The 23163-nt window shown below is 66.2% G+C and carries 21 protein-coding genes and 1 riboswitch; of the genes, 1 reads left to right on the top strand and 20 read right to left on the bottom strand.

Annotated elements, in window-relative coordinates; all coding sequences use genetic code 11:
- Positions 1 to 60 precede the first annotated feature (60 nt).
- The 11 genes from pyk to hisI form a co-directional block, all read right to left on the bottom strand.
- The gene (pyk, locus tag NG697_RS09445; RefSeq protein WP_252600223.1) at positions 61 to 1545 is read right to left on the bottom strand and encodes a pyruvate kinase; all 1485 of its coding nucleotides are present in this window, start codon (positions 1543 to 1545) and stop codon (positions 61 to 63) included.
- A 71-nt stretch (positions 1546 to 1616) separates the two neighbouring features.
- A complete protein-coding gene (locus NG697_RS09440; protein ID WP_252600222.1) occupies positions 1617 to 3074 on the bottom strand; it encodes a glutamate synthase subunit beta in 1458 nt (485 codons plus the stop codon).
- Positions 3067 to 7677: a glutamate synthase large subunit gene (gene gltB / locus NG697_RS09435; RefSeq protein ID WP_252609190.1), complete on the bottom strand. Its 4611-nt coding sequence runs from the start codon at positions 7675 to 7677 to the stop codon at positions 3067 to 3069. Before gltB ends, NG697_RS09440 begins: the two co-directional genes overlap by 8 nt.
- 263 nt (positions 7678 to 7940) lie before the next feature.
- The gene (lgt, locus tag NG697_RS09430) at positions 7941 to 9095 is read right to left on the bottom strand and encodes a prolipoprotein diacylglyceryl transferase (protein ID WP_252600220.1); all 1155 of its coding nucleotides are present in this window, start codon (positions 9093 to 9095) and stop codon (positions 7941 to 7943) included.
- A 5-nt stretch (positions 9096 to 9100) separates the two neighbouring features.
- Positions 9101 to 9907, bottom strand: a complete 807-nt coding sequence (trpA, locus tag NG697_RS09425) for a tryptophan synthase subunit alpha (protein ID WP_056345641.1) — start codon at positions 9905 to 9907, stop codon at positions 9101 to 9103.
- Positions 9907 to 11313 (bottom strand): tryptophan synthase subunit beta, encoded by a 1407-nt coding sequence (trpB, locus tag NG697_RS09420; protein WP_252600219.1) that lies wholly within the window; start codon positions 11311 to 11313, stop codon positions 9907 to 9909. Before trpB ends, trpA begins: the two co-directional genes overlap by 1 nt.
- Before the next feature lie 75 nt (positions 11314 to 11388).
- Positions 11389 to 12210, bottom strand: coding sequence for an indole-3-glycerol phosphate synthase TrpC (gene trpC, locus NG697_RS09415; RefSeq protein ID WP_252600218.1), 822 nt, complete (start codon positions 12208 to 12210; stop codon positions 11389 to 11391).
- The gene (locus NG697_RS09410) at positions 12210 to 12497 is read right to left on the bottom strand and encodes an HGxxPAAW family protein (RefSeq protein WP_252600217.1); all 288 of its coding nucleotides are present in this window, start codon (positions 12495 to 12497) and stop codon (positions 12210 to 12212) included. Before NG697_RS09410 ends, trpC begins: the two co-directional genes overlap by 1 nt.
- Positions 12498 to 12615: 118 nt before the next feature.
- Positions 12616 to 13218 (bottom strand): Trp biosynthesis-associated membrane protein, encoded by a 603-nt coding sequence (locus NG697_RS09405; RefSeq protein WP_252600216.1) that lies wholly within the window; start codon positions 13216 to 13218, stop codon positions 12616 to 12618.
- Positions 13215 to 14816 (bottom strand): anthranilate synthase component I, encoded by a 1602-nt coding sequence (locus NG697_RS09400; protein ID WP_252609186.1) that lies wholly within the window; start codon positions 14814 to 14816, stop codon positions 13215 to 13217. Before NG697_RS09400 ends, NG697_RS09405 begins: the two co-directional genes overlap by 4 nt.
- Before the next feature lie 124 nt (positions 14817 to 14940).
- Complete coding sequence (gene hisI, locus NG697_RS09395) at positions 14941 to 15348, bottom strand: phosphoribosyl-AMP cyclohydrolase (protein WP_252600214.1); 408 nt, start codon at positions 15346 to 15348, stop codon at positions 14941 to 14943.
- A 135-nt stretch (positions 15349 to 15483) separates the two neighbouring features.
- On the opposite strand from hisI, the gene NG697_RS09390 reads away from it, so the two are divergent.
- Positions 15484 to 16128 carry a TIGR03085 family metal-binding protein gene (locus NG697_RS09390; RefSeq protein WP_058932697.1) on the top strand — a complete coding sequence of 215 codons (645 nt, stop codon included), beginning with the start codon at positions 15484 to 15486 and terminating at the stop codon, positions 16126 to 16128.
- Positions 16129 to 16238: 110 nt separating this feature from the next.
- Here NG697_RS09390 and hisF read toward each other — a convergent pair whose 3' ends face one another.
- From hisF to rpe, 9 genes are all read right to left on the bottom strand, one after another.
- Positions 16239 to 17015 (bottom strand): imidazole glycerol phosphate synthase subunit HisF, encoded by a 777-nt coding sequence (hisF, locus tag NG697_RS09385; RefSeq protein ID WP_141140182.1) that lies wholly within the window; start codon positions 17013 to 17015, stop codon positions 16239 to 16241.
- A gap of 58 nt (positions 17016 to 17073) precedes the next feature.
- Positions 17074 to 17934, bottom strand: coding sequence for an ATP phosphoribosyltransferase (gene hisG / locus NG697_RS09380; protein ID WP_248761504.1), 861 nt, complete (start codon positions 17932 to 17934; stop codon positions 17074 to 17076).
- Between the two features lie 94 nt (positions 17935 to 18028).
- Entirely contained in the window at positions 18029 to 18292 is a 264-nt protein-coding gene (locus NG697_RS09375; protein ID WP_056345618.1) for a phosphoribosyl-ATP diphosphatase, read from the bottom strand.
- A 104-nt stretch (positions 18293 to 18396) separates the two neighbouring features.
- Positions 18397 to 18882 carry a 6,7-dimethyl-8-ribityllumazine synthase gene (gene ribH, locus NG697_RS09370; RefSeq protein ID WP_252600213.1) on the bottom strand — a complete coding sequence of 162 codons (486 nt, stop codon included), beginning with the start codon at positions 18880 to 18882 and terminating at the stop codon, positions 18397 to 18399.
- Between the two features lie 17 nt (positions 18883 to 18899).
- The gene (gene ribA / locus NG697_RS09365; RefSeq protein ID WP_252609206.1) at positions 18900 to 19631 is read right to left on the bottom strand and encodes a GTP cyclohydrolase II; all 732 of its coding nucleotides are present in this window, start codon (positions 19629 to 19631) and stop codon (positions 18900 to 18902) included.
- A 10-nt stretch (positions 19632 to 19641) separates the two neighbouring features.
- Positions 19642 to 20358: a 3,4-dihydroxy-2-butanone-4-phosphate synthase gene (gene ribB / locus NG697_RS09360; RefSeq protein WP_252609182.1), complete on the bottom strand. Its 717-nt coding sequence runs from the start codon at positions 20356 to 20358 to the stop codon at positions 19642 to 19644.
- Positions 20355 to 20990, bottom strand: coding sequence for a riboflavin synthase (locus tag NG697_RS09355; RefSeq protein ID WP_252609180.1), 636 nt, complete (start codon positions 20988 to 20990; stop codon positions 20355 to 20357). Before NG697_RS09355 ends, ribB begins: the two co-directional genes overlap by 4 nt.
- Positions 20990 to 22108, bottom strand: coding sequence for a bifunctional diaminohydroxyphosphoribosylaminopyrimidine deaminase/5-amino-6-(5-phosphoribosylamino)uracil reductase RibD (gene ribD / locus NG697_RS09350; RefSeq protein ID WP_252600210.1), 1119 nt, complete (start codon positions 22106 to 22108; stop codon positions 20990 to 20992). Before ribD ends, NG697_RS09355 begins: the two co-directional genes overlap by 1 nt.
- A 174-nt stretch (positions 22109 to 22282) precedes the next feature.
- A riboswitch (FMN riboswitch) is annotated at positions 22283 to 22436 on the bottom strand.
- A gap of 40 nt (positions 22437 to 22476) precedes the next feature.
- Complete coding sequence (gene rpe, locus NG697_RS09345) at positions 22477 to 23157, bottom strand: ribulose-phosphate 3-epimerase (protein WP_252600235.1); 681 nt, start codon at positions 23155 to 23157, stop codon at positions 22477 to 22479.
- Positions 23158 to 23163 lie beyond the last annotated feature (6 nt).

Below are 23163 nucleotides of genomic sequence, written 5' to 3'. Positions count from 1 at the left end.
ATCACCGGAGCAAAGAAAAGGACCCCTGCCAAACTGGCAGGGGTCCTTCCTTTTAGGTTGCTATGCCGTTGGCCAGGGGCCGAGCTTCTCCCTGGGGGCACCTTCGCCGGCGTCGCCCAGGCTGCCGGCGTCTGCAAAGTCGCCCACCCTGTGCGCCTTCAGCGAGTTGGTGGAACCAGCCTTTCCGGGAGGGGACCCGGCGGCAATGATCACCAGGTCACCGTCTTCGACGAGTTTCATTTCGAGCAGGCTGCGGTCAACCTGCGCGGTCATCTCGTCAGTATGGCCCACCATGGGAACCAGCACCGGCTGGATGCCCCAGGTCAGCGCCAGCTGGTTCCACACGTGCTCCAACGGAGTGAACGCGAATACCGGCCTGATGGGGCGCAGACGCGACAGGCGGCGCGCGGAGTCGCCGGACTGGGTGAATGTACAGATGTACTTTGCATCCAGCTGGTCGGCGATTTCGACGGCGGCGCGGGTGATGGCGCCGCCACGGGTCTTGGGCTTGGTGCCCAGCGGCGGAACGCGTTCCAGGCCGTGGACCTCGGTGGATTCGATGATCCTGGCCATGACCTTGACGGTTTCGATCGGGTACTTGCCCACGCTGGTCTCGCCGGAGAGCATAACGGCGTCTGCACCGTCGAGCACGGCGTTGGCGCAGTCGGAGGCCTCTGCACGGGTGGGGCGCGGGTTGTCGATCATGGATTCGAGGACCTGCGTGGCCACGATGACCGGCTTCGCCCAGCGGCGTGCCAGTTCGATGGCGCGCTTCTGCACGATCGGCACTTCCTCGAGCGGAAGTTCCACCCCGAGGTCGCCACGGGCCACCATGATGGCGTCAAAGGCGTCAATGATCTCGTGGAGCTGGTCCACTGCCTGCGGCTTTTCGATCTTGGCGATGACCGGCACACGGCGGCCTTCTTCGTCCATGATCTCGTGCACACGGGTGATGTCCGAGGCGTCGCGAACGAACGACAGTGCAACCATGTCAACACCGCGGCGCATGGCCCAGCGGAGATCGTCCTCATCTTTTTCACTCAGCGCCGGCACGTTGACCGCAACGCCGGGAAGGTTGATGCCCTTGTTGTTGGACACCATCCCGCCGACGGTTACCTCTGTAACGACTTTGACGTCGTCGACCTCGATCGCCCGCAGGGCCACCTTGCCGTCGTCGATCAGCAGGGCATCCCCCACGTTGACGTCCTCGGTGAGGCTCTTCAGCGTGGTGGAGCAGATCTCCTTGGTGCCCGGAACGTCTTCGGTGGTGATGGTGAAGATGTCACCCTCGGCGAGGGCGTGCGGGCCGTCCACGAAGCGCCCAAGACGGATCTTGGGGCCCTGCAGGTCAGCCATAATGGCCACAGGCTTGCTCAGCTGGGCTGCTGCCTTGCGGACATTCTCGTAGGTGTTGTCATGCACGGTGTAGTCACCGTGACTCATGTTCATCCGGGCAACATCCACACCGGCTTCCAACACCGCGAGGGTGTTCTCAAAGCTGGCAATTGCCGGGCCAAAAGTGGCCACAATCTTAGCGCGTCTCATATACCTACCCTAGTAGCGTCCTGCATTGGTTAAGTTGTTGTGGAGGTTAATCCGCGGCGAACTGACGGCTGTCAGAGAACCGCGATGGCCCGGTCCGTCGGAGCCACCGGCGCCGGCAGGATGGTGCTGCCCATGAGGAACTTGTCCACGGCGGCCGCACAGGCCCGGCCCTCAGCGATGGCCCATACGATAAGCGACTGCCCGCGTCCGGCGTCGCCGGCCACGAAGATGCCCTCCGTGTTGGTCATGTAGTACCCGTCGCGGGTCACGTTGCCGCGCCCGTCGAATTCGGCGCTGACCTGCTCGGTGATGCCAGCAGGCTCGGCTCCGGTGAAGCCCAGCGACAGGAAGACCAGGTCCGCCGGGATGATCCGTTCGGTGCCGGCCTTCGGGAGCCGCTTACCGTCAACGAATTCCGTTTCGGCAACCTTGACGCCGGTAAGCTTGCCGTTCTCGCCGACAAACTCCACGGTGGAGGCGAGGTACGTGCGTTCGCCGCCTTCCTCGTGGGCGCTGGCCATTTCGAACAGGGTGGGGAACGTGGGCCAGGGCTGGTGCCCGGCGCGTTCGGCCGGCGGCTGTTTGCCGATGGCCAGGGTGGTCACGGATGCGGCTCCATGGCGGTGCGCAGTACCGAGGCAGTCAGCACCGGTATCGCCGCCGCCCAGGATCACCACGTGCTTGCCCTTGGCGTGGATCTGGTTCTCCACCGTCTCCCCCGCGACAACGCGGTTGGCCGGCACCAGGTAATCCATGGCAAAGTGCACGCCTTCGAAGTCACGGCCCGGGATGGGCAGGTCCCGCGGGACGGTGGCGCCGGTGGCAACCACGACGGCGTCGTAGCGGCGTCGCAGCTGCTCCCACGTCACGTCGGTACCCACAGCGACGCCGGTGCGGAAGCGGGTGCCTTCCGCCTTCATCTGCTCAACGCGGCGGTCCACCTGCTCCTTTTCCATCTTGAAGTCGGGGATGCCGTAGCGGAGGAGGCCGCCGATCTTGTCGTCACGCTCGTACACCGCAACGGTGTGCCCCACCCGGGTCAGCTGCTGCGCCACGGCCAGGCCGGCAGGCCCGGAGCCGACGACGGCAACGGTCTTTCCGGTCAGTCGCGTCGGAGGCAGCGGGTTGACCCAGCCGTTTTCGAACGCTTCGTCGATGATGGACACTTCAACCTGCTTGATGGTGACCGCAGGCTGGTTGATCCCCAGCACACAGGACGCCTCACACGGCGCCGGGCAAAGCCGGCCGGTCCACTCGGGGAAGTTGTTGGTGGCGTGCAGCCGCTCAATCGCTTCCTCGCCCTTGTCCCGCCAGGTGAGATCGTTCCACTCGGGGATGAGGTTGCCCAGCGGGCAGCCCTGGTGGCAGAACGGCACGCCGCAGTCCATGCAGCGGCCGGCCTGGGCCTTCAGGACACCCTTTTCCTGGGCCTCATAGACTTCCTTCCAGTCCATGATGCGGACCGGAACGGGGCGGCGCGGCTGGGTTTCACGCTGGCGTACTTTAAGAAATCCGCGTGGATCAGCCACCGGTCACCTCCAGGATTCGAGCCCATACTTCTTCGCCATCAGGGTCAAGGCCCTCTTCAATGGCGTCCAGACGGGTTTGCAGGACTGCCGCGTAATCGCGCGGCAGCACTTTGGTAATGCGGGCAGCAGTATCGTCGAAGTTCTCCAGCAACCGCGCCGCGTGGAGCGATTCCGTTTCCTCGACATGCTTCACCAGCAGGCCGTGGACAATGTCCCTGTCTTCGGCGTCGAGTTCAACGAGCTGGAGTTCGCCGGACTGCAGGGCGTCCTTGTTGACCTGGGTGGTCTGCAGGTCCAGCACGTAGGCGGTACCGCCGGACATTCCGGCGCCGAAGTTGCGTCCGGTGCGGCCGATGATCAGCGTCTGCCCGCCGGTCATGTACTCGCAGCCGTGGTCGCCGATGCCTTCGACAACTGCGGTGGCTCCGGAGTTGCGGACCATGAAGCGTTCGCCCACCTGGCCGCGCAGGAACATCTCGCCGCTGGTGGCACCGTAGCCGATCACGTTGCCGGCAATGACGTTGCTTTCGGCCTTGAACACGTTGGTGCGGTCCGGCCGGACGATGATCCGCCCGCCGGAAAGGCCCTTGCCCACGTAGTCGTTCGAGTCACCGAAGAGGCGCAGCGTGATGCCGGCGGGCAGGAAGGCGCCCAGCGACTGTCCCGCGGTACCGGTCAGGGTGATGTCGATGGTGTCCGGCGCCAGCACGTCCGTGCTGAACGTCTTGGTCACCGTGTGGCCAAGCATGGTGCCCACGGAGCGGTCCGTGTTAATCACGTCCACCGCGATCTTCACGGGGCTGCGGTCAGTCAGCGCTTCCGTGGCCATGGTGATCAGCCGCTGGTCAAAGTGCTTGTCCAGTTCGTGGTTCTGCGAGGTCATGTTGCGCAGCGGAGCGTCGTCGTCGAACTCGAGTCCGTGCAGGATCGGGTCCAGGTCCAGGCCGTCGGCCTTCCAGTGGTTGATCGCTTCGCGGGCATCCAGCACCTCGGCGTGGCCGATCGCCTCCTCGATGCTCCGGAAGCCGAGTTCCGCGAGGATCTCGCGGACTTCCTCGGCCAGGAATTCGAAGAAGTTGACCACAAATTCGGGCTTGCCGGTGAAGCGGGCCCGCAGTTCGGGGTTCTGCGTTGCGACGCCCACCGGGCAGGTATCCAGGTGGCAGACGCGCATCATGATGCAGCCTTCCACCACCAGAGGGGCGGTGGCGAAACCGAATTCCTCGCCGCCGAGCAGCGCGGCGATAACGACGTCGCGGCCGGTCTTGAGCTGGCCGTCCACCTGGACCACTACACGGTCGCGCAGGCCGTTGAGCATCAGCGTCTGCTGCGTCTCCGCGAGCCCCAGCTCCCACGGCACACCCGCATGCTTGAGCGAGTTCAGCGGGGACGCGCCGGTCCCTCCGTCGTGGCCGGAGACCAGTACGACGTCGGCCTTCGCTTTGGTGACACCCGACGCCACAGTGCCGATCCCCACTTCGGAGACGAGCTTGACGTGCACACGGGCCGAGGGGTTGGCGCGCTTCGCATCATAGATGAGCTGCGCGAGGTCCTCGATCGAGTAGATGTCGTGGTGCGGGGGCGGTGAAATCAGGCCGACGCCGGGCGTCGAGTGGCGCGTCCGGGCAACCCATGGGTACACCTTCTGCGCCATCAGCTGGCCGCCCTCGCCGGGCTTGGCACCCTGGGCCATCTTGATCTGGATGTCGTCAGCGTTGGTCAGGTACAGGCTGGTGACGCCGAACCGGCCCGACGCGATTTGCTTGACGGCAGAACGGCGCTTCGGGTCCAGCAGGCGGTCCACGTCCTCGCCGCCTTCACCGGTGTTGGACTTCCCGCCCAACTGGTTCATGGCGATCGCGAGGGTCTCGTGGGCTTCCTTGGAGATGGACCCGTAGCTCATGGCGCCGGTGGAGAAACGCTTCACAACGCTGGAGACGGGCTCCACTTCCTCCAACGGAACAGCGGGACGGTCGTTCTTGAACTTGAGCAGCCCGCGCAGGGTCATCAGGTTCTCGGACTGGTCATCCACGCCCTTGGTGTACGCCTTGAAAATGTCGTAGCGGCGCTCACGCGTGGCGTGCTGGAGGCGGAAGACGGTCTCCGGGTTGAACAGGTGCGGCTCGCCGTCGCGGCGCCACTGGTACTCGCCGCCGCCCAGGAGCGGGCGGTGCGGCAATTCGATGCCGCCTTCCGGGTAGGCCATCTGGTGCCGCGCCGAAACTTCGGCGGCGATAACGTCCAGGCCCACGCCGCCCAGCTGGGAGTGCGTGCCGGCGAAGAACTCGTCCACCAGTTCCTGTCCGAGGCCCAGGGCCTCGAACGTCTGCGCACCGGTGTAGGACGCAACAGTGGAGATGCCCATCTTGGACATGATCTTCAGGACGCCCTTGCCGAGGCCCTTGATCAGGTTGTAGACGCCGTCCTGCGGGGTAACCCCAACAACGTCACCGGCGGTGATCAGCTGCTCCACGGATTCCATGGCCAGGTACGGGTTCACGGCGGAGGCGCCGTAGCCGATCAGGACAGCCACGTGGTGCGTCTCGCGGACGTCGCCGGCCTCGACCACCAGGGCGGTCTTGGTGCGGTTGGCGCTGCGCAGCAGGTGATGGTGCACGGCGCTGACCAGGAGCAGCGAAGGAATCGGCGCCCACTGCGCGTTCGAGTCACGGTCGGACAGCACAACGTACTGCACGCCGCGGTTGATCGCGCCGGACACCTGCTCGCAGATCTCGGTGAGCCGGGCACGCAGGGCGTTCTCGCCACCTTCGGGGCGGTAGAGGCCACGGACCTTCATGGCCACGCGGTCGCCGTCGGGCGTTTCGATGTTGGCGATCTTGGCGAGCTGGTCGTTGTTGATCACGGGAAACGGCAGCATGACCTGCGGCTGGCGGACCTGCTTGGTGTCCAAGAGGTTGCCGTTCGGGCCGATGGCGCACGTCAGCGACGTGACCAGCTCTTCACGGATGGCGTCCAGCGGCGGGTTGGTGACCTGCGCGAAGGACTGCACAAAGTAGTCAAAGAGCAGCCGGGGACGCTTGGAGAGCACTGCAATCGGGGTGTCGGAGCCCATGGCACCCAGCGGCTCGGCGCCGGTGCGGGCCATCGGGCCGAGCAGGATCTTGAGCTCTTCGGTGGTGTACCCGAAGGTCCGCTGGCGGATGTTGACGGACGCGGCGGTGTGAACCACGTGTTCGCGCTCGGGGAGGTCCTTGAGGTCGATCAGGTTGTCCTTGACCCACTCGGCCCAAGGGTTCGCGGCAGCGACCTCGGCTTTGACCTCTTCGTCGTCGATGATGCGGCCGGCGTCGGTGTCCACGAGGAACATTTTGCCCGGGGAAACCCGGCCCTTCTTGACCACCTTGGAGGGTTCGACGTCGATCACGCCCACCTCGGACGCGAAGATGATCAGCCCGTCTTCGGTGATCCAGTAGCGTCCGGGGCGCAGGCCGTTGCGGTCCAGGGTGGCGCCGACGAGGTTGCCGTCGGTGAAGGAGACGGCCGCGGGGCCGTCCCACGGTTCCATGAGCAGGGAGTGGTATTCGTAGAACGCCCGCCGTGCCGGATCCATGGTGGCGTGGTTTTCCCAGGCCTCGGGGATCATCATCATGATCGAGTGCGTGATGGGGCGGCCGGAGAGCCACAGCAGCTCGGCGACTTCGTCGAAGGACGCGGAGTCTGACGCGCCGGGGGTGCAGATGGGGTACAGCTCTTCCGGGGAGTCACCCAGCAGTGGGTTGGCGAGCTGGGACTGACGGGCGCGCATCCAGTTCCGGTTGCCCTTGACGGTGTTGATTTCACCGTTGTGGGCGATGGTGCGGAACGGCTGGGCCAGCGGCCAGGACGGGAACGTGTTGGTGGAGAAGCGCGAGTGGACGATCGCCAGCTTGGTCTTGAAACGCTTGTCCGAGAGATCGGGGTAGAACGGCTCCAGCTGGGCCGTGGTGAGCATGCCCTTGTAGACGATGGTGCGCGAGGACAGTGACGGGAAGTACACGCCGAACTTATTCTGGGCACGCTTGCGGATCCGCCAGGCGCGTGAGTCGAGCTCGTTGCGGTCCAGTTCCTCGCCGGTTGCCGAGGCAAGGAAGGGCTGTGAGAAGTAGGGCATGCAGGCGCGGGCCATGGCGCCCACGAGGTCTGCGACGATGGGCACTTCTCGCCAGCCGAGCACGGTCAGGCCTTCATCGGCGGCAAGACCTTCAATGCCGGCCTTGGCGGCGTCGGCTTCGCGCTGCTCGGCAGGCAGGAAGGCGGTACCCGCAACAAACTGGCCCGGTGCGGGGAGTTCGAATTCTGTGACGGCGCGGAAGAACTCGTCCGGGATCTGCATCAGCAGGCCGGCGCCGTCACCGGTTCCCTCGTCGGCACCCACAGCACCGCGGTGCTCCAGGTTGCGGAGCGCGGTCAGCGCGGCGTCGACAATGTCGTAGCCGGGCTCGCCGCGGAGCGTGGCGATGATCGCCAGGCCACAGGCGTCTTTTTCGTTCTCTGGGTTGTACAGACCCCGGGCCTCGGGCAGCGCGGCAAAGCGCTTGAACGGGGAGACGGGGCCCTGCGATCCTATTTTTTCGGACCAACGTGGGCTATGAAGATGGGTCATTGAAGACGTCCTTCCTCGAGATCGTGCGTATGGAAGGGACACCGTTGGCCCGCCTTGTAAGCGCCGATGTGATGGGCACAACAAAGTGTTATTTACTGGAAATTGTAGGCCAGACCGGCCTGCTGAACGAAGAGTTACGCAGGCCCGTGACCCGGACTTGACCGGCCAGCTGCTGTCTGCTGGCCGGATGGGCCCTGTTGCCACGACGCTGTGGTATGTGGGCGCTCCGAGTGTTGACTCTGCTACCCTGCCGTGCTGGCGTCCTACTTGTTCGTGCCAGCCTCCGGCGCGGATTCCGTTGCCTTGTGGCGGGAACTTCCGGTTACCGGCGACTCCGTTACGGGCTTGTCGCCGTCCCGGAATGCCGGTTCCTCTTCCGTTGGGGTGGAAGGGATCCGGGCACCATTTTGGTTATGTGGGAGATTATCACGCGATTCACTATCCGAGACAGAAGAGTCCGCATCGCGGACCGGTGCCTCTTCTTCCCCCGCAGCGTCCACGTCCTCGACTGCTGCCGGCTCGCGGCCCGCCAGGAAGGGAGTGTCCGGTTCCGGGCGGCCCTTCAATCCCAGGAGGACGAACACGATGAGTGCTGCCACAAAGACAAAGATGCTGGTCCAGACGTTGAGCCTGGTGGTGATCCCGAACAGGTTGATCTGTTCGGCGTCGTCGATCCGCATCGCTTCGATCCAGACCCGGCCCAGGGTGTAGTACATGGCGTAGAGCCAGAAGAGCCGGGCACGGCGGAAGTGGAATCGGCGGTCGAGTGCAAGCAGGATGAGCACACCGGCGATGTTCCAGAGTGACTCATAAAGAAACGTGGGGTGGAAAAGGGTATCCACCGGCACTCCGGCCGGGAAGTTGGGATTATCCGCATCAATCTGCAGGCCCCAAGGCAGGGTGGTGGGCCCGCCGAAGAGTTCCTGGTTGAAGTAGTTTCCCCAGCGGCCAACGGCCTGGGCCAGCAGCAGTCCGGGCGCCGCGGCGTCCAGGAAGGCGGTGAGTTTCACGCCGGACCGGCGGCAGCCGATCCAGGCGCCCAGGACGCCCAGAACCACGGCACCCCAGATGCCCAGTCCGCCACGCTGGATCTGCGGGATGAGCCACAGGTCCCCGGTCCCGTCGAAGCCGGGCCCGAAGTAGGCGTCCGGGGACGAAACCACGTGGTAGAGCCGGCCGCCGATGATGCCGAAGGGAATCGCCCAGATGACGATGTCCCAGACGCTGCCTTCGGGCGCGCCGCGGCGGGCCCACCTGACGGACGTGAGCCACAGGCCCACGATGATCCCGGCGAGGATGCACAGGGCATAGGCGTGGATCCGCAGAGTCCCCCACGGCAGCGGGATGTCGAAGCCGGACCAGTCCGGGCTGGGGATGCTGGCCGGCACCAGGGCGGCGGCCTGAAGGAGGATCTGCATGGTGGTTAGGCTTCTTCCCTGACGAGTCCGGCGCTCAGGTCCCGGGTGAGGTCGGCGACGGCGGGGACTCCCCCGTCACGGATGGCGGCAACAAGCGCGGTGCCAACGATGACACCGTCTGCGTATGCTGCGATCTCGCGGACGTGGCTGGCGTTGGAGACACCGAGTCCCACGCAGACGCGTTCGGCGCCGGCGGCGTGCGTGTCGGCCACGAGCTTCTCCGCGCTGCTGCTGACGGCCTGGCGGGTCCCCGTCACGCCCATGATGGAGACGGCATACACAAAGCCGCGGCTTGCCTTGACCGTCATGGCCAGGCGCTCCGGGGTGGAGGACGGCGCCACGAGGAACACGCGGTCCAGTCCGTACTTGTCCGAGGCGGCGAACCATTCCGATGCTTCGTCCGGGATGAGGTCAGGCGTGATGAGCCCTGCTCCCCCGGCCTCGGCCAGCCGGCGCGAGAACTCGTCCACACCCATCCGGACCACGGGATTCCAATAGGTCATCACCAGCACGGCGACGTCGGTGGCTGCCGTGATGCCGGCGACAACGTCAAAGACGCTCTCGACCCGGAATCCGTTGGCGATCGCCTCGGTGGTAGCGGCCTGGATGACCGGGCCGTCCATAACAGGATCCGAGTACGGAATGCCGATTTCGATCAGGTCGGCACCGTTCTTCGCCATGGCAATGCCGGCGTCGATAGTGGCCTGGACGTCCGGGTACCCGGCAGGCAGGTAGCACACGAGCGCTGAGCGCCCGGCGTCCCGCGCACGGTCGATGGCGGCGGCGGACTTGCTGGCCGTCTGTTCAGTCATCAGTTCTGGTCCTCGTTGTTGTCCGCAGCATTGGTGGCAGTAGCAGCTGTGGCGGGAACGGCTTCAGTTTCCGCCCTGTCGGCAGGGCCCTTGGGCTTGCGGGTGGACAGGTTGGTGCCCTTGACCTTGCCCTCCTCGTCGAGCATGTCAAACCATTCCGCGGCGGTCTCAACGTCCTTGTCGCCGCGGCCGGAAAGGTTCACAATGACCACCGTTTCGGACGGGTCGGCACTGCCTTCGGTGAGGCGCTTCCCAACCTTGATGGCACCCGCGAGGGCGTGTGAGGATTCGATGGCGGGGATGATCCCCTCCGTCCGGCAGAGCAGTTTGAACGCGTCCATTGCTTCGCTGTCGGTGATGGGCTCATAGCTGACGCGTCCGATGTCGGCCAGGTAGGCGTGCTCCGGGCCAACGCCCGGGTAGTCCAGGCCTGCGGAAATCGAGTGCGACTCGATGGTCTGCCCGTCGTCGTCCTGCATGAGGTAGGAACGTGCGCCGTGCAGGACGCCCGGCTTGCCAAGGGTGATGGTGGCTGCGTGCCGGCCGGTTTCCACGCCGTCGCCGCCGGCTTCAAAGCCGTAGATCTTCACGGACGGATCATCCAGGAATCCGTGGAAGATGCCGATCGCGTTCGAACCGCCGCCGATGCAGGCGCAGACGGCGTCGGGCAGTTTGCCGGTCTGCTCCAGGATCTGGGCGCGGGCTTCCTCGCCGATGACCTCGTGGAAGAAGCGGACCATGGCCGGGAACGGGTGCGCCCCGGCAGCGGTGCCCAATAGGTAGTGCGTGTTGTCGACGTTGCTGACCCAGTCCCGGAGGGCGTCGTTGATGGCGTCCTTGAGGGTCTGGGAACCATTCACCACGGGCACCACGGTGGCGCCGAGCAGCTGCATCCGGGCGACATTCAGTGCCTGCCGGCGACAGTCTTCGGCGCCCATGTAGACAACGCATTCCAGGCCGAGGAGCGCGGCGGCGGTGGCGCTGGCAACGCCGTGCTGCCCGGCGCCGGTCTCGGCGATCACGCGGGTTTTGCCCATGCGCTTGGCCAGCAGGGCCTGGCCCAGGACGTTGTTGATCTTGTGGGATCCGGTGTGGTTGAGGTCCTCGCGCTTGAGGAAAATCCGGGCGCCGCCGGCGTGCTCGGAGAACCGCTTGGCTTCGGTCAGCAGCGAGGGACGGCCGGAGTAGTTCTTGTTCAGATCGGAGAGCTGGGCCAGGAATTCGGGATCTGCCTTGGCCTTTTCAAAGGTGTCTTCGAGCTCGTCCAGGGCGGCGATCAGCGATTCAGGCATCCAACGCCCGCCGTAGCCGCCGAAGTATGGCCCCGGGGCGTGCTTGAGGGAGCCGCCCTGCAGGAAAGCGTCCGCAGCGTTGTTGTCAGCGTTTTCTGAGGGTGCGTCAACCATCAGTCTCACCGTCCTGTTCAAGTTGGTCGTTCGGAAGTGTTGTGCCGCCGGCGCCAGGCCCGGCGGGTGCCCGGACTAGGCCCGGGCGGCGATGGCGGCAGCGCCGGCCGCCGTGAATTCGGCGATCCGCTCACGCGGCGTTGCGTCGCTGACCAGTGCCTCGCCCACCAGGATGGCGTTGGCGCCGTTGGCGGCGTAATGCGTCACGTCGTCCACGCCGCGCACACCGGATTCGGCGATGACCAGTGCTTGGGTCGGAATCAGTCCGGCGAGGGAGGCGAAAACTGAACGGTCGACGTCGAGCGTCTTCAGGTTGCGCACGTTGACGCCGATGATGCGCGCCTCAGCCGCCACTGCACGTTCGATCTCCTCTTCGGTGTGCGTCTCCACAAGCACGTTCATGCCGAGTTCGCGGCTGAGGGCGCTGAACTCCCGGAGCTGGCTGTCGGAGAGCGACGCCACGATGAGCAGGATCAGGTCCGCGCCGTGGGCGCGGGCCTCCCAGATCTGGTACTCATCGAGGGTGAAATCCTTGCGGAGCAGCGGAACGTCCACGCGGGCACGGACGGCGTCCAGGTCCGCGAGGGAGCCGTTGAAGCGCCGCTGTTCGGTGAGGACGCTGATCACGGCTGCGCCGCCGTCGGCATACTGCTCTGCCAGCGCTGCCGGATCCACGATGCTGGCGAGGTCGCCCTTGGACGGGCTGCGCCGCTTGATTTCCGCGATGACCTTGAACTGGTCCCGCTGCACCGCGGTGCCGCCGAGGGCCGACCAGGCGTCCCGGGCGGGTGCCGCCGCCGCGGCCAGGTCCTTCAGTTCCGCCAGCGAAACGAGGCGCTTCCTGGCCTCCATATCCTCCCAGACACCGGCATTGATGTCGTCGAGAACAGTCGCCATCAGTGGCCGGAGCTCTTCAGCTTGCTGCCTTCGACGCCGTAGCCCGCCTTGCGCATGATGTAGCCAAGGACTAGGCCGAGGACCATCACGGCTGCGCCGGCGATGAAGATGGGGGTGTTGGCGATGACAAAGGCGATGGACGCGATGAGCGCGCCGACCAGCATAACGATCACGCAGGTCCAGGCCGCCGGGCTGTTGCCGTGGCCAAGTTCCTGGCTGTGGTCAACGACGCCGGGGGCAACGGTCCGGGTGCCTGATTTCGATACGGAAGCGGGTGCTTTGCTCATGTGAATCTCCTCGGGATGAATACTGCTTACATTCTGCCATTTTTTGGCCGTGACCTGCCCATCGGCAGACCGGGCTCAGGTTTTAGCGGGCTGCTCGGGTTTGGCTGCGAGCGGGGGTTCAGGTGGGATCGTCGCCGCGCGAGAGCCGGTCCCAGCTGTCGATCTCGTCCACGGGACCGGTGGCGGCCGCCGTACTGCCGGCGGGCCCCCCGTATGTGGCTGCGTCATATTTGGTCCGCGACTTCCAGTGCCGGCCAGCGGGGATGATCAGCAACGCCGCCAGCGCCAGCAGGGCACCGGCGACGACGGCGAGGACCGGGAATGCGGTAGCAGCCACTTCCGCGTTCCCGCCGGTGACCCCGGTGGCAGCGGCGATGGAGCCCTGCGCGGCGCCCAGCGGGTCAGCCAGCACCGTGGCGGCCGCGGCAATGATGCCCACGGAGGCCAACAAGATGATGGCGGTGATGACCCACCGCGCGAACTTTCCGGCGATGGACGCTGCCAGTCCGCCCGCCAGGGCCACCAAGGCCAGGGCTGTCACCGTGGTGGCGGCCTTGCTGCCCTGGACCGGAAGGGTGTTCTGGTCCCCTGCCGCCTGGCCCACCTGATTGGCGTCCAGGGTGACGGTGATCCAGGTCTGGGTGGTGGTCCCGAAGACGGCCAGCGCAAGGACGGCGATCAGCAGTACCAGTGTGGACTTCCTGGCCCAGGCCGCCGTCATTCGGCGGCCTGGCTTTCCCCGGCGGTGCCGGCGTCGCTGATGTGAGAGGTGCCGGGGAGCGATTCCGCCGCGATGTTGTGCAGCGATCCGGCGGTGTGTACGGCCCGGAGCGGAGCGGCCGCCTTGTTCACGGTCTCCAAGGCTTCTGTGGGGTTCACCGAGTCCGCCACGATGCCTCCCCCGGCCTGGACGTAGGCGCGGCCTTCGCGGAGAAGGGCCGAGCGGATGGCAATGGCCATGTCCATGTCGCCGGCAAAGTCGAGGTAACCCACCACGCCGCCGTAGATGCCGCGGCGGTGGGGTTCAAGCTCGTCCAGCAGGCGCAGAGCCCGGGGCTTCGGGGCACCGGACAGAGTGCCCGCGGGGAAGGTCGCCTTCAGGACGTCGTAGGCGTTGGCGTCCGGGGACAGCTTGCCCACCACGGTGGAGACCAGATGCATGATGTGGCTGAACCGCTCCACCTCCATGAACTGCGTGACGTCCACGGTTCCCGCCACGCAGACCTTGGACAGGTCGTTGCGGGAGAGGTCCACGAGCATCAGGTGTTCGGCACGTTCCTTCTGGTCGGCCAGCAGCTCCTCGGCGAGGGCTTTGTCTCCCTCCACCGTCTTGCCGCGGGGCCGCGAACCGGCAATGGGGTGGGTGATGACTTCTTCGCCGGTCACCGTCACCAGGGCCTCGGGCGAGGACCCAACGATCGAGTACTCCCGGCCGTCGGCGTCCTCGAGGCTGAAGATGTACATGTACGGACTGGGGTTGGTGTTGCGCAGGACGCGGTACACGTCCAGGGGTGAGGCGCCGCACTCCATTTCGAAGCGGCGTGAAATCACCACCTGAAACACTTCACCGTCCACGATGGCTTCCTTGCCGCGGTCAAGGGCGGCCAGGTAGGAGGGTTCGTCCCACCGTTCCTCGACGCTGGAGGCGAAATCCAGGGCGGCGGGTTCCAGCACCGAAACCGGCTGGGCCACTGGTGTGCTGATCGTGGTCAGGAGGGCCTTGACCCGGGCCACGGCATCTTCCCAGGCCTCGTCCACGCGGTCGTTGCTGCCATCGAAGTTGATGGCGTTGGCGATCAGCAGCACCGTGCCGTCATGGTTGTCGTGCACGGCCATGTCCGTCACCAGGTTCAGCGCCATCTCGGGCAGGTGGAGATCATCCTCCGGCGGGCTGGTCAGCCGTTCCCAGTGGCGGACCGTCTCCCAGCCCAGGAAGCCGACTAGGCCGGAGGTGAACGGCGGCAGTCCGTCAAACCTGCTGGTCCGCAGTGCTTCGATGGTGTCGCGGATGGCATCCACGGGATTGCCGTCCAGGGGCACGCCGGCAGGGGGCTGGCCCAGCCAGTGCGCCTGGCCGTCCTTGGTGGTCAGGGTTGCCCGGGACTTCGCGCCAATAAAGGAGTACCGCGACCACGTGCCGCCCACCGCCGCGGACTCCATCAGGAACGTGCCGGGCTCGCCCTGGGCCAGCTTCCGGTAGAGGCCGATAGGGGTCTCCGCGTCCGCCAGCACTTTGAGCGTGACGGGGATGACCCGGCTGCTGCCGGCGAGTTCGCGGAACTCCTCGAGGCCCGGGCTGATGATTCCAAGGTCCTGCATGGCTATGCTTCGCCGCCTGTTCTTGTGTGTCGCCTCGTGAATGTCGCCGGGTGTGGAACGGCGCCAGTCTTATGCTGCCAAAAGTGTCTGTCTGCGGGCAGGTCTTCCGCCCAAGGGCCGTGGGTCAGAGTGCCTCGCCGGTCTGGACATCCAGGTCCCTGCCGTCGAAGCAGGTCCGGGTGCCGGTGTGGCACGCCGCGCCGACCTGGTCCACGCGGATCAGGAGCGCATCGCCGTCGCAGTCCAGGGCAACCGACTTGACCCACTGGACGTGGCCGGAGGTGTCCCCCTTGCGCCAGTATTCCTGGCGGGAACGGGAGTAGAAGGTGACCCGGCCGCTGGTCATGGTGCGGTGCAGGGCTTCATCGTCCATCCAGCCCAGCATCAGCACTTCGTGGGTGTCGAACTGCTGGACCACCGCTGCAACCAGCCCGGCGCCGTCGCGCTTCAGCGCGGCCGCAACAGTGTGCGGAAGCGGGCTTGTGGTGGGGGCCGGGACTATTACGGGGGCGGAGGCGGGCTGTTCAGACATCAGACCAAGTCTAGTGCCTCATCAGCGGCCCCTAATATGCACCAACGGGCATACAAACAGTGTGTGAACAAGGGCACCTATCGGCTGGCGGTTCTGCTGCCCAACTTCCCTGCTCTCGTGCTAGTTTCACAAGTGATGCATTTCGTCGAACCGTCCCGAGAAGTCCTGGCCGAAACCCTGCTGGCGGCCGGCCCTGATGCCCCCACCCTCTGCAGAGGCTGGCGCACCAGGGACCTTGCCGCGCACCTTTACCTTCGCGAACGCAAGGCTGCCGTAGGGCTTGGCCTCATCATCAAGCGCCTGTCCAAGGCTTCGGACAAGGCCACCGCCAAGCTCGCGGCGAAGCTGAAAACCGCTGACGACTACACCGGCCTCGTGAACACCTTCCGTGGTGGCCCGCCGGCTTTGTCCCCCATGAACATCAAGGCATTGGACGAGAGCTCCAACCTGATCGAATATTTCGTCCACACCGAGGACATCCGCCGGGCTGTGGACCGCTGGGCGCCGCGCGCCCTCGACGAGGCCTACTCGGACGCCCTCTGGGACGAACTGATCAAGCGGGCAGCCATCCTTTACCGTGGCGTCGACCTTGGCATTGTGCTGGTGCGCCCGTCCGGGCCGCGGCACGTCGCCAAGCGGGCACCGGTTTCGGTGGCGATCGTTGGTGAGCCGGGTGAACTGCTGATGCACGCCCACGGCCGGACCCGCCACGCCCTGGTCACCTTCGAAGGTCAGCCGGACGCCGTCGCCCTGCTCCAGTCGGCTGAAGTCGGCCTCTAGGTTTCGACAAGCTCAACCACCGGAATCGGTGATCGAGCCTGGGCCCACGCCCGCCGGGTTCCCTGTTCGAGCTTGCGAGAATAGGGGGCGGGTGGGGAGCGAGATCCCACTTAGCGGACTTCGAAGCCTGCGTCGCGGATGGCCTGCTTGACCTGGGACATCATGTTGTCCGGGCCCCAGTGGAAGATCGACGCTGCCAACACGGCGTCCGCTCCGGCGGCGACGGCCGGCGGGAAGTGGGCCGGTTCGCCGGCCCCGCCTGAGGCGATGATCGGCACTTTCACGGCTGCCCGGACGAGCCGGATCAGTTCCAGGTCGAAGCCGTCCTTGGTGCCGTCGGCGTCGATGGAGTTGAGCAGGATTTCCCCGATACCGCGGTCGGCAGCTTCCCTGGCCCACTCGATGGCGTCGATCCCTGTACCGGTGCGGCCGCCGTGGGTGGTCACTTCAAAGCCCGACGGCGTGGGCTGGGACCCGGGGCGGGTCCGGCGGGCGTCCACGGACAGGACCAGCACCTGCGAACCGAAATGCCGGCTGATTTCGTTGATGACGTCCGGCCGGGCAACGGCAGCCGTGTTGATGGAAGCCTTGTCCGCGCCGAAACGCAGGAGCTTGTCCACCTCGGCAACACCGCGGACACCGCCGCCCACGGTCAGCGGGATGAAGACCTCCTCGGCCGTGCGGCGGACCACGTCGAAGGTGGTTTCGCGGTTGCCTGAGGACGCCGTGACATCGAGGAACGTCAGCTCGTCGGCGCCCGCATTGTCGTACCGGTGCGCCAGCTCCACCGGGTCACCCGCGTCGCGGAGCCCCTCGAAGTTGATGCCCTTCACAACGCGCCCGGCGTCGACGTCGAGGCAGGGGATGACTCGTACAGCTACAGCCATGGGGACTCCTGGAATTCTCGGGTGGGTTCTGCGGCGCGGCGTGAAGCGGGCGGGATGCTCAGATACGGCAGGCGTGGATGCTGCTGACCAGGATGGCGCGGGCGCCGAGGTCGTAGAGCTCATCCATGATCCGGTTGGTTTCCTTCTTCGGAACCATGGACCGGACGGCCACCCAGTCGGAGTCGCGCAGCGGTGAGACGGTGGGTGATTCCAGGCCGGGAGTCAGTGCGGCGGCCTGTTCCACGAGTTCCTTGCGGATGTCGTAGTCCATGAGCACGTACTGGCGTGCCACGAGGACGCCCTGCAGGCGGCGGATCAGGACTTCAATCTCCTTGGCGGTGCCGTTCGCGGCTCCGCCTTCGCCCGTGCGGCGGATCAGGACCGCTTCCGATTTGAGGATCGGCTCGCCGAAGATTTCCATCCCGGCGGCCTTGAGGGTGTTGCCCGTTTCCACGACGTCGGCGATGGCATCAGCTACGCCGAGGCGTACTGAAGACTCCACGGCGCCGTCGAGCCGGACCACCTTGGCGTTGATGCCCCGCTCGGCGAGGTAGCCGCGGAGCAGTCCGTCGTAGCTGGTGGCGAGGCGTTTTCCTTCAAGCTCTTCTGCTGTGGCGAAGTCGCCCACCGGTCCGGCGAAGCGGAACGTGGACGCAGCGAAGCCCAGGGGCAGCAGTTCCTCGGCTTCCACCTCGGCGTCCAGCAGCAGGTCGCGGCCGGTGATGCCGACGTCGAGGGTTCCGCGTCCGACGTAGACAGCGATGTCGCGCGGGCGGAGGAAGAAGAACTCGATGTCGTTGTCCGGGTCCATCATGACCAGCTCGCGGGTGTCGCGGCGCTGGCGGTAGCCCGCTTCGGACAGCATGGCGGAGGCGGCTTCGGACAGGGAGCCCTTGTTGGGGACGGCTACTCGCAGCATGGGGGGTCTTTCTTGGTTAGGAGGTCTGTGGATCAGGCAAACGGGCCACGCAGGGCACGGGCCGGCAGTTGGTGACCGCCGCGTGCCGCAGTGGCTACAGATGCTTGTAGACGTCTTCCAGGGTCAGGCCTTTAGCGAGCATCAGAACCTGCAGGTGGTAGAGCAGCTGGGAGATTTCCTCGGCCGTGGCCTCATCGGATTCGTACTCAGCGGCCATCCACACTTCGGCTGCTTCCTCCACGACTTTCTTGCCAATGCCGTGGACTCCGGACTCCAATTCAGCGACGGTGCGGGAGCCTGCCGGGCGGGTGGCTGCCTTCTCACTCAGTTCAGCGAACAGCGTCTCGAAATTCTTCACGCCCTACAGCCTACTTGCTGCCGGCCCGGGGGCGCCTTTCGGGCCGCTGCATGACGGGCGCGATGTGAGCGAACACACACCGCCCCCCGGCAGCCCGCCCGCTGCTATGTGTACTGCTTGAGGAGGACAGCGGTGGCCAAGGCTGCCGTCACGGCTTCGTGGCCCTTGTCCTCGCTGGAGCCCGGCAGGCCCGCGCGGTCCAGTCCCTGCTGCTCCGTATCGCAGGTCAGCACGCCGAAGCCCACCGGCACGCCGGTGGAGACACTGACATCGGTCAGTCCCGACGTCGCGGCCTGGCAGACGTATTCAAAGTGCGGCGTGCCGCCACGGATCACGACGCCGAGTGCCACCACTGCGTCAAAGTGCCGTGCCAGCCGCGCGGCGGCGACGGGAAGCTCGAAGGCGCCCGGAACGCGCAGTACGGTGGGTTCGCTGATGCCCGCGTCCTTGGCGGCGCGCAGGGCACCGTCCAGGAGTCCGTCCATGATCTGGGTGTGCCAGCTGGCTGCCACGATGGCCAGCCGCAGCTGCGACGTTTCCGCCGGGTTGAGGGTGGTGAGGTCAATATCTGGTGCGCCGTGTCCGCTCATGCGTGAATCTGATCCGTTCAGTTTTGGTCGTGGTCGAAATCGTCGGCAGCGCCGCTTGGCACCGTGACAACGTGGGTGTCCAGCATCAGCCGGTGCTCCATGCGGTCCTTTTTGGTCTGCAGGTAGCGGATGTTCTGGTCACGGGACGGAACCTCGGTGGGCACCATTTCCACCACCTTCACACCGGCTTTGGCGAGCCTGTTCTTTTTGTCCGGGTTGTTGCTCAGGAGCCGGATCTCGTGGAGGCCCATCTCGGCCAGGATCTGGGCGGCCGCCTTGTAGCAGCGGGCGTCCACCGGCAGTCCCAGCTGCTCGTTGGCCTCCACGGTGTCAAAGCCCGCTTCCTGGAGGGCATAGGCCTTGATCTTGTTGGCCAGCCCGATCCCCCGGCCTTCCTGCCCGCGCAGGTACAGCAACGTGCCGCCGAACTCGTTGATCAGCTCCAGGGCATACGCCAGCTGTTCGCCGCAGTCACAACGGTAGGAGCTGAAGACGTCGCCGGTCAGGCACTCCGAATGTAGCCTGACCAGCGGGGCAACGCCCTCCCTGGGCGGGTTGGGCGAGCTCACGGCCAGGTGCTCGGCGCCCGTGACCAGGTCTGTCCACGCCTGGGTAATGAAATCGCCAAATGCCGTGGGCAGCTGCACAATGGGACCGCCGCTCACGGGGTGGTGGGCCCGGCCATTGCCGGCCGCCCCCCGGTGGTGGCCGTTCTGGTGGCTGTTGTCCGATACTCCGGAAGCCGTCATCATTACTCCTCTACTCCGCCCGGGCGTCCGGCCCGGTGTCACTGTCGGCGGGAGCCCCGGCCCCTGCTTCAAGGTAAGCCACCAGATCCTCAATCGAGATCAGGGGGCATCCATGTTCAGCGGCGAAACTCCGCAGCCCGTCGAGCCGCATCATTTCGCCGTCGTCGTGCACAACCTCGGCGATCACGCCCACTGGCTCCAGTCCGGCGAGCCGGCAGAGGTCCACGGCCGCTTCGGTGTGGCCGGGGCGTTCACGCACTCCTCCGTTAACTGCCCGGAGCGGGAAAATATGCCCGGGCCTGGTCACGGCCGCCGGTCCGGCGCCGGGGTCTGCGAGGACGCGGGCCGTGAGGGCCCGGTCCGTGGCGGAGATTCCGGTGCTGACACCCACCGCCGCGTCGCAGGAAACGGTGTACGCGGTGCCCTTCGCGTCCTCGTTCACTGCCACCATCGGCGGCAGTGCCAGGGCCTCGGCGCGCTCCCCGCTCAAGGGGACGCAGATGACGCCGGAGCTGTAGCGGATGGTCCATCCCATGAGGGCAGGGGTGGCATGCTGTGCGGCGAAGATGATGTCGCCTTCGTTTTCGCGGTCCTCGTTGTCCACCACCAGCACGGGCCGGCCGGCGGCCATGGCGCGGATGGCATCTTCCACGGGGTCAAGTCCGAAGGTTGCACTAGGCACCGGGCCGGCGGACGCGGCCGGCTCCAGCCGGACGGCGGCGTTCATCGCTTGCCCCCGGTGGTTGCGCCGGTGCTGAATGCCAGCAGGCGTTCGGTGTATTTGGCGAGCACGTCCACTTCAAGGTTGACCCTGCTGCCGGTCACCTTGGCCCCCAGGCCGGTCTCGGCCAAGGTGGTGGGGATCAGCCCCACTTCGAACCAGGGCTCCGGCTCCGCGGCGGGGCTGACCGCAGTGACGGTGAGCGAGACGCCGTCGATCGCTATGGAGCCCTTCTCCGCGATGTAGCGGGCGAGGTTGGCCGGCACACCGAACCGGAGGCGTTCCCAGTTGCCGAGCGCCTCGCGCTCCAGCAGCTGCCCGACGCCGTCGACGTGGCCCTGGACGACGTGGCCGTCCAGCCGGCCGCCGGCAGGGACACAGCGCTCAAGGTTCACCGAGTCACCGGCGGCAAGTTCGCCGATGGTGCTGCGGACGAGGGTTTCGCCCATCACATCAACGCTGAACTCTTTGCCCTCGATGGCGGTGGCCGTCAGGCAGACCCCGTTGACGGCGATGGACCCGCCCAGTCCGAGCCCTTCGGTAGTGCCGGGCGCCCGCAGGCGGAGCGTTGCGCTGGCATCGCCGTCCCGCTCCACGGACAGGACCTGTCCCTGTTCGGCAATAATTCCGGTAAACATCAGTAGCCTCCCATGGCTGGTTCCGCGGCAGCGCGGGATAGGTGTGGTTCAAGAGCTTCGGTTGGTACCGGACGGAGGTGCAGCCTCAGGTCCCGGCCCAGGGTCAGGACGGCGCCGCCGTCGGAGGGGTCCCAGTCCCAGTGCCGGGCATCCGCGAGCGTGGTGATTCCCAGTCCGTTGAGGGCGGGAGTTCCGGAGCCCAGCAGGGTGGGGGCAAGGTAGACAATGAGTTCGTCCACAAGGCCGGCGGCCAGGAATGAGCTGAGGATGCGTGAGCCGCCTTCCACCATGACGTGGCGGATTCCTTCCGCGTAGAGGAGCGAGAGCGCCTCCCGCGGATCCCGCGTGGGCAGGTGGAGCACGTTCCCGTCGTCACCGCGGACGGCGGCGTCGGCCGGGATGTCCCGCAGGCCCATCACGGCCCGCAGCGGTTGCTTGCCCGCTGTGGCTCCGGACGCATCGCGGGCTGTCAGCCGGGGATTGTCCACGAGCACGGTCTGCGTGCCGACGAGGATGGCGTCGATCCGCCGCCTCAGTCCGTGGTTGTCAGCGAGCGACTCCGGGGAGGAGATCCACTGGCTCGTTCCATCCTCAGCGGCGATCCGGCTGTCCAGGGTCTGCGCGATGTGCAGCGTCACGAACGGGCGCTGTGCGGCCACTCCCAGGAACCACTGACGGTTCAACTCGAACGATTGGCTGGCCGCGAGCCCGCTGCGGACGTGGACGCCCGCGTTCCGGAGGGTGGCTGCGCCGCCCGCCGCAGGGTCGTGCGGATCGTCGACGGCGTAGACCACGTCCGTGATTCCGGCACGAATGATCGCCTGGGTGCAGGGCCCCGTACGGCCGCTGTGGTCACAGGGTTCCAGCGTGATCACCATCGTGCAGCCGCTCAGGTCCAGCCCGGCGGCCTCAGCCTGGGCGATGGCGTCCGCTTCCGCGTGGGGTGTGCCGGCGCCGCGGTGATACCCGGTCACCAGCTGGCGGCCGGCAGCATCGATGACGACGGCGCCCACCAGCGGATTCGCTCCGCGCGGGCCCTGAAGGGCTGCTTCCAGCGCTGCGTCCATGGCGGCGGTTTCGGCGGCGCTGAACGCCGTGACGGTTTCGATCCGGGTCATGGGGCAGCCACCGGTTCGGCGGCTTCGGTTCCCGGACCATGGGAAATCCTGGCTTCAAAGAGCCATCGCAAGGGGTTCATGTGTGTTGTCGTTCCTTCCCTCTAGAACCGCGATGGCTCCGGGGGTATACGACAGCAGAAGACCGCAGCGCCAAAGGGCGCCGCAGATACAGCTGTACGTGCTTCTCTCATCCAGACTTTAACTGTCGGTACCGGAATTTCACCAGTTCAACCGTCCGCCGGTTCCTTCCCTGAAGGGGAAAGCGCCGGCTCGCGGGTCGCGGACTATCACCGCCGGTTCGGACTTACACCGACCCCGGAGCACGTATTGTGTGTTGCTATTGTGCCATAACCACAAGGTGGCCCAGACTATTCCGCGGACGCAGCACGTAACTTTATGCTGCCGGCTTCGCGGAGCCGTCCAATGGCTGCAGCCGGGTCCTCCGCGCCGTAAACAGCCGAACCCGCCACAAAGACGTTCGCGCCTGCTTCGGCCGCCCGCAAAATGGTTTCCTCGGTAATGCCGCCGTCCACCTGGAGAGCGACATTGATTCCGGAGCCGTCAATGGCTGCCCGTGCCCTGCGGATCTTGGGCAGGGTGAAGTCCAGGAACGCCTGGCCACCGAACCCCGGCTCCACAGTCATGATCAGGAGCATGTCCAGTTCCTCAAGCATGTCCAGGTATGGTTCCACGGCCGTCGCAGGGCGCAGCGCCATGCCGGCCTTGGAGCCCCGGGCCCGCAGTTCGCGGGCCAGTTTGACCGGTGCAATGGAGGCCTCGGCGTGGAAGGTCACGGATGCCAGGCCCGCGTCGGCGAACCCCGGCGCCCAGCGGTCGGCGTCGGAGATCATCAGGTGGGCGTCCAGCGGTACCGGGCTGACCGCCTGGATCCGCTGGACCACGGGCAAGCCCAAGGTGAGGTTGGGGACAAAGTGGTTGTCCATCACGTCCACGTGCACGGCGTCAGCGTTGCTGATGCGCTGCAGTTCGGCTTCGAGGTTGACGAAGTCGGCGGACAGGATGCTGGGGTTGATGCAGCACTGCGGCATGGGGGA

Source organism: Pseudarthrobacter raffinosi (assembly GCF_023913835.1).
Lineage (GTDB): Bacteria > Actinomycetota > Actinomycetes > Actinomycetales > Micrococcaceae > Arthrobacter > Arthrobacter raffinosi.
The sequence above is the reverse complement of the archived record's forward strand: the minus strand, read 5'-3'. Positions and strand labels throughout refer to the sequence as shown.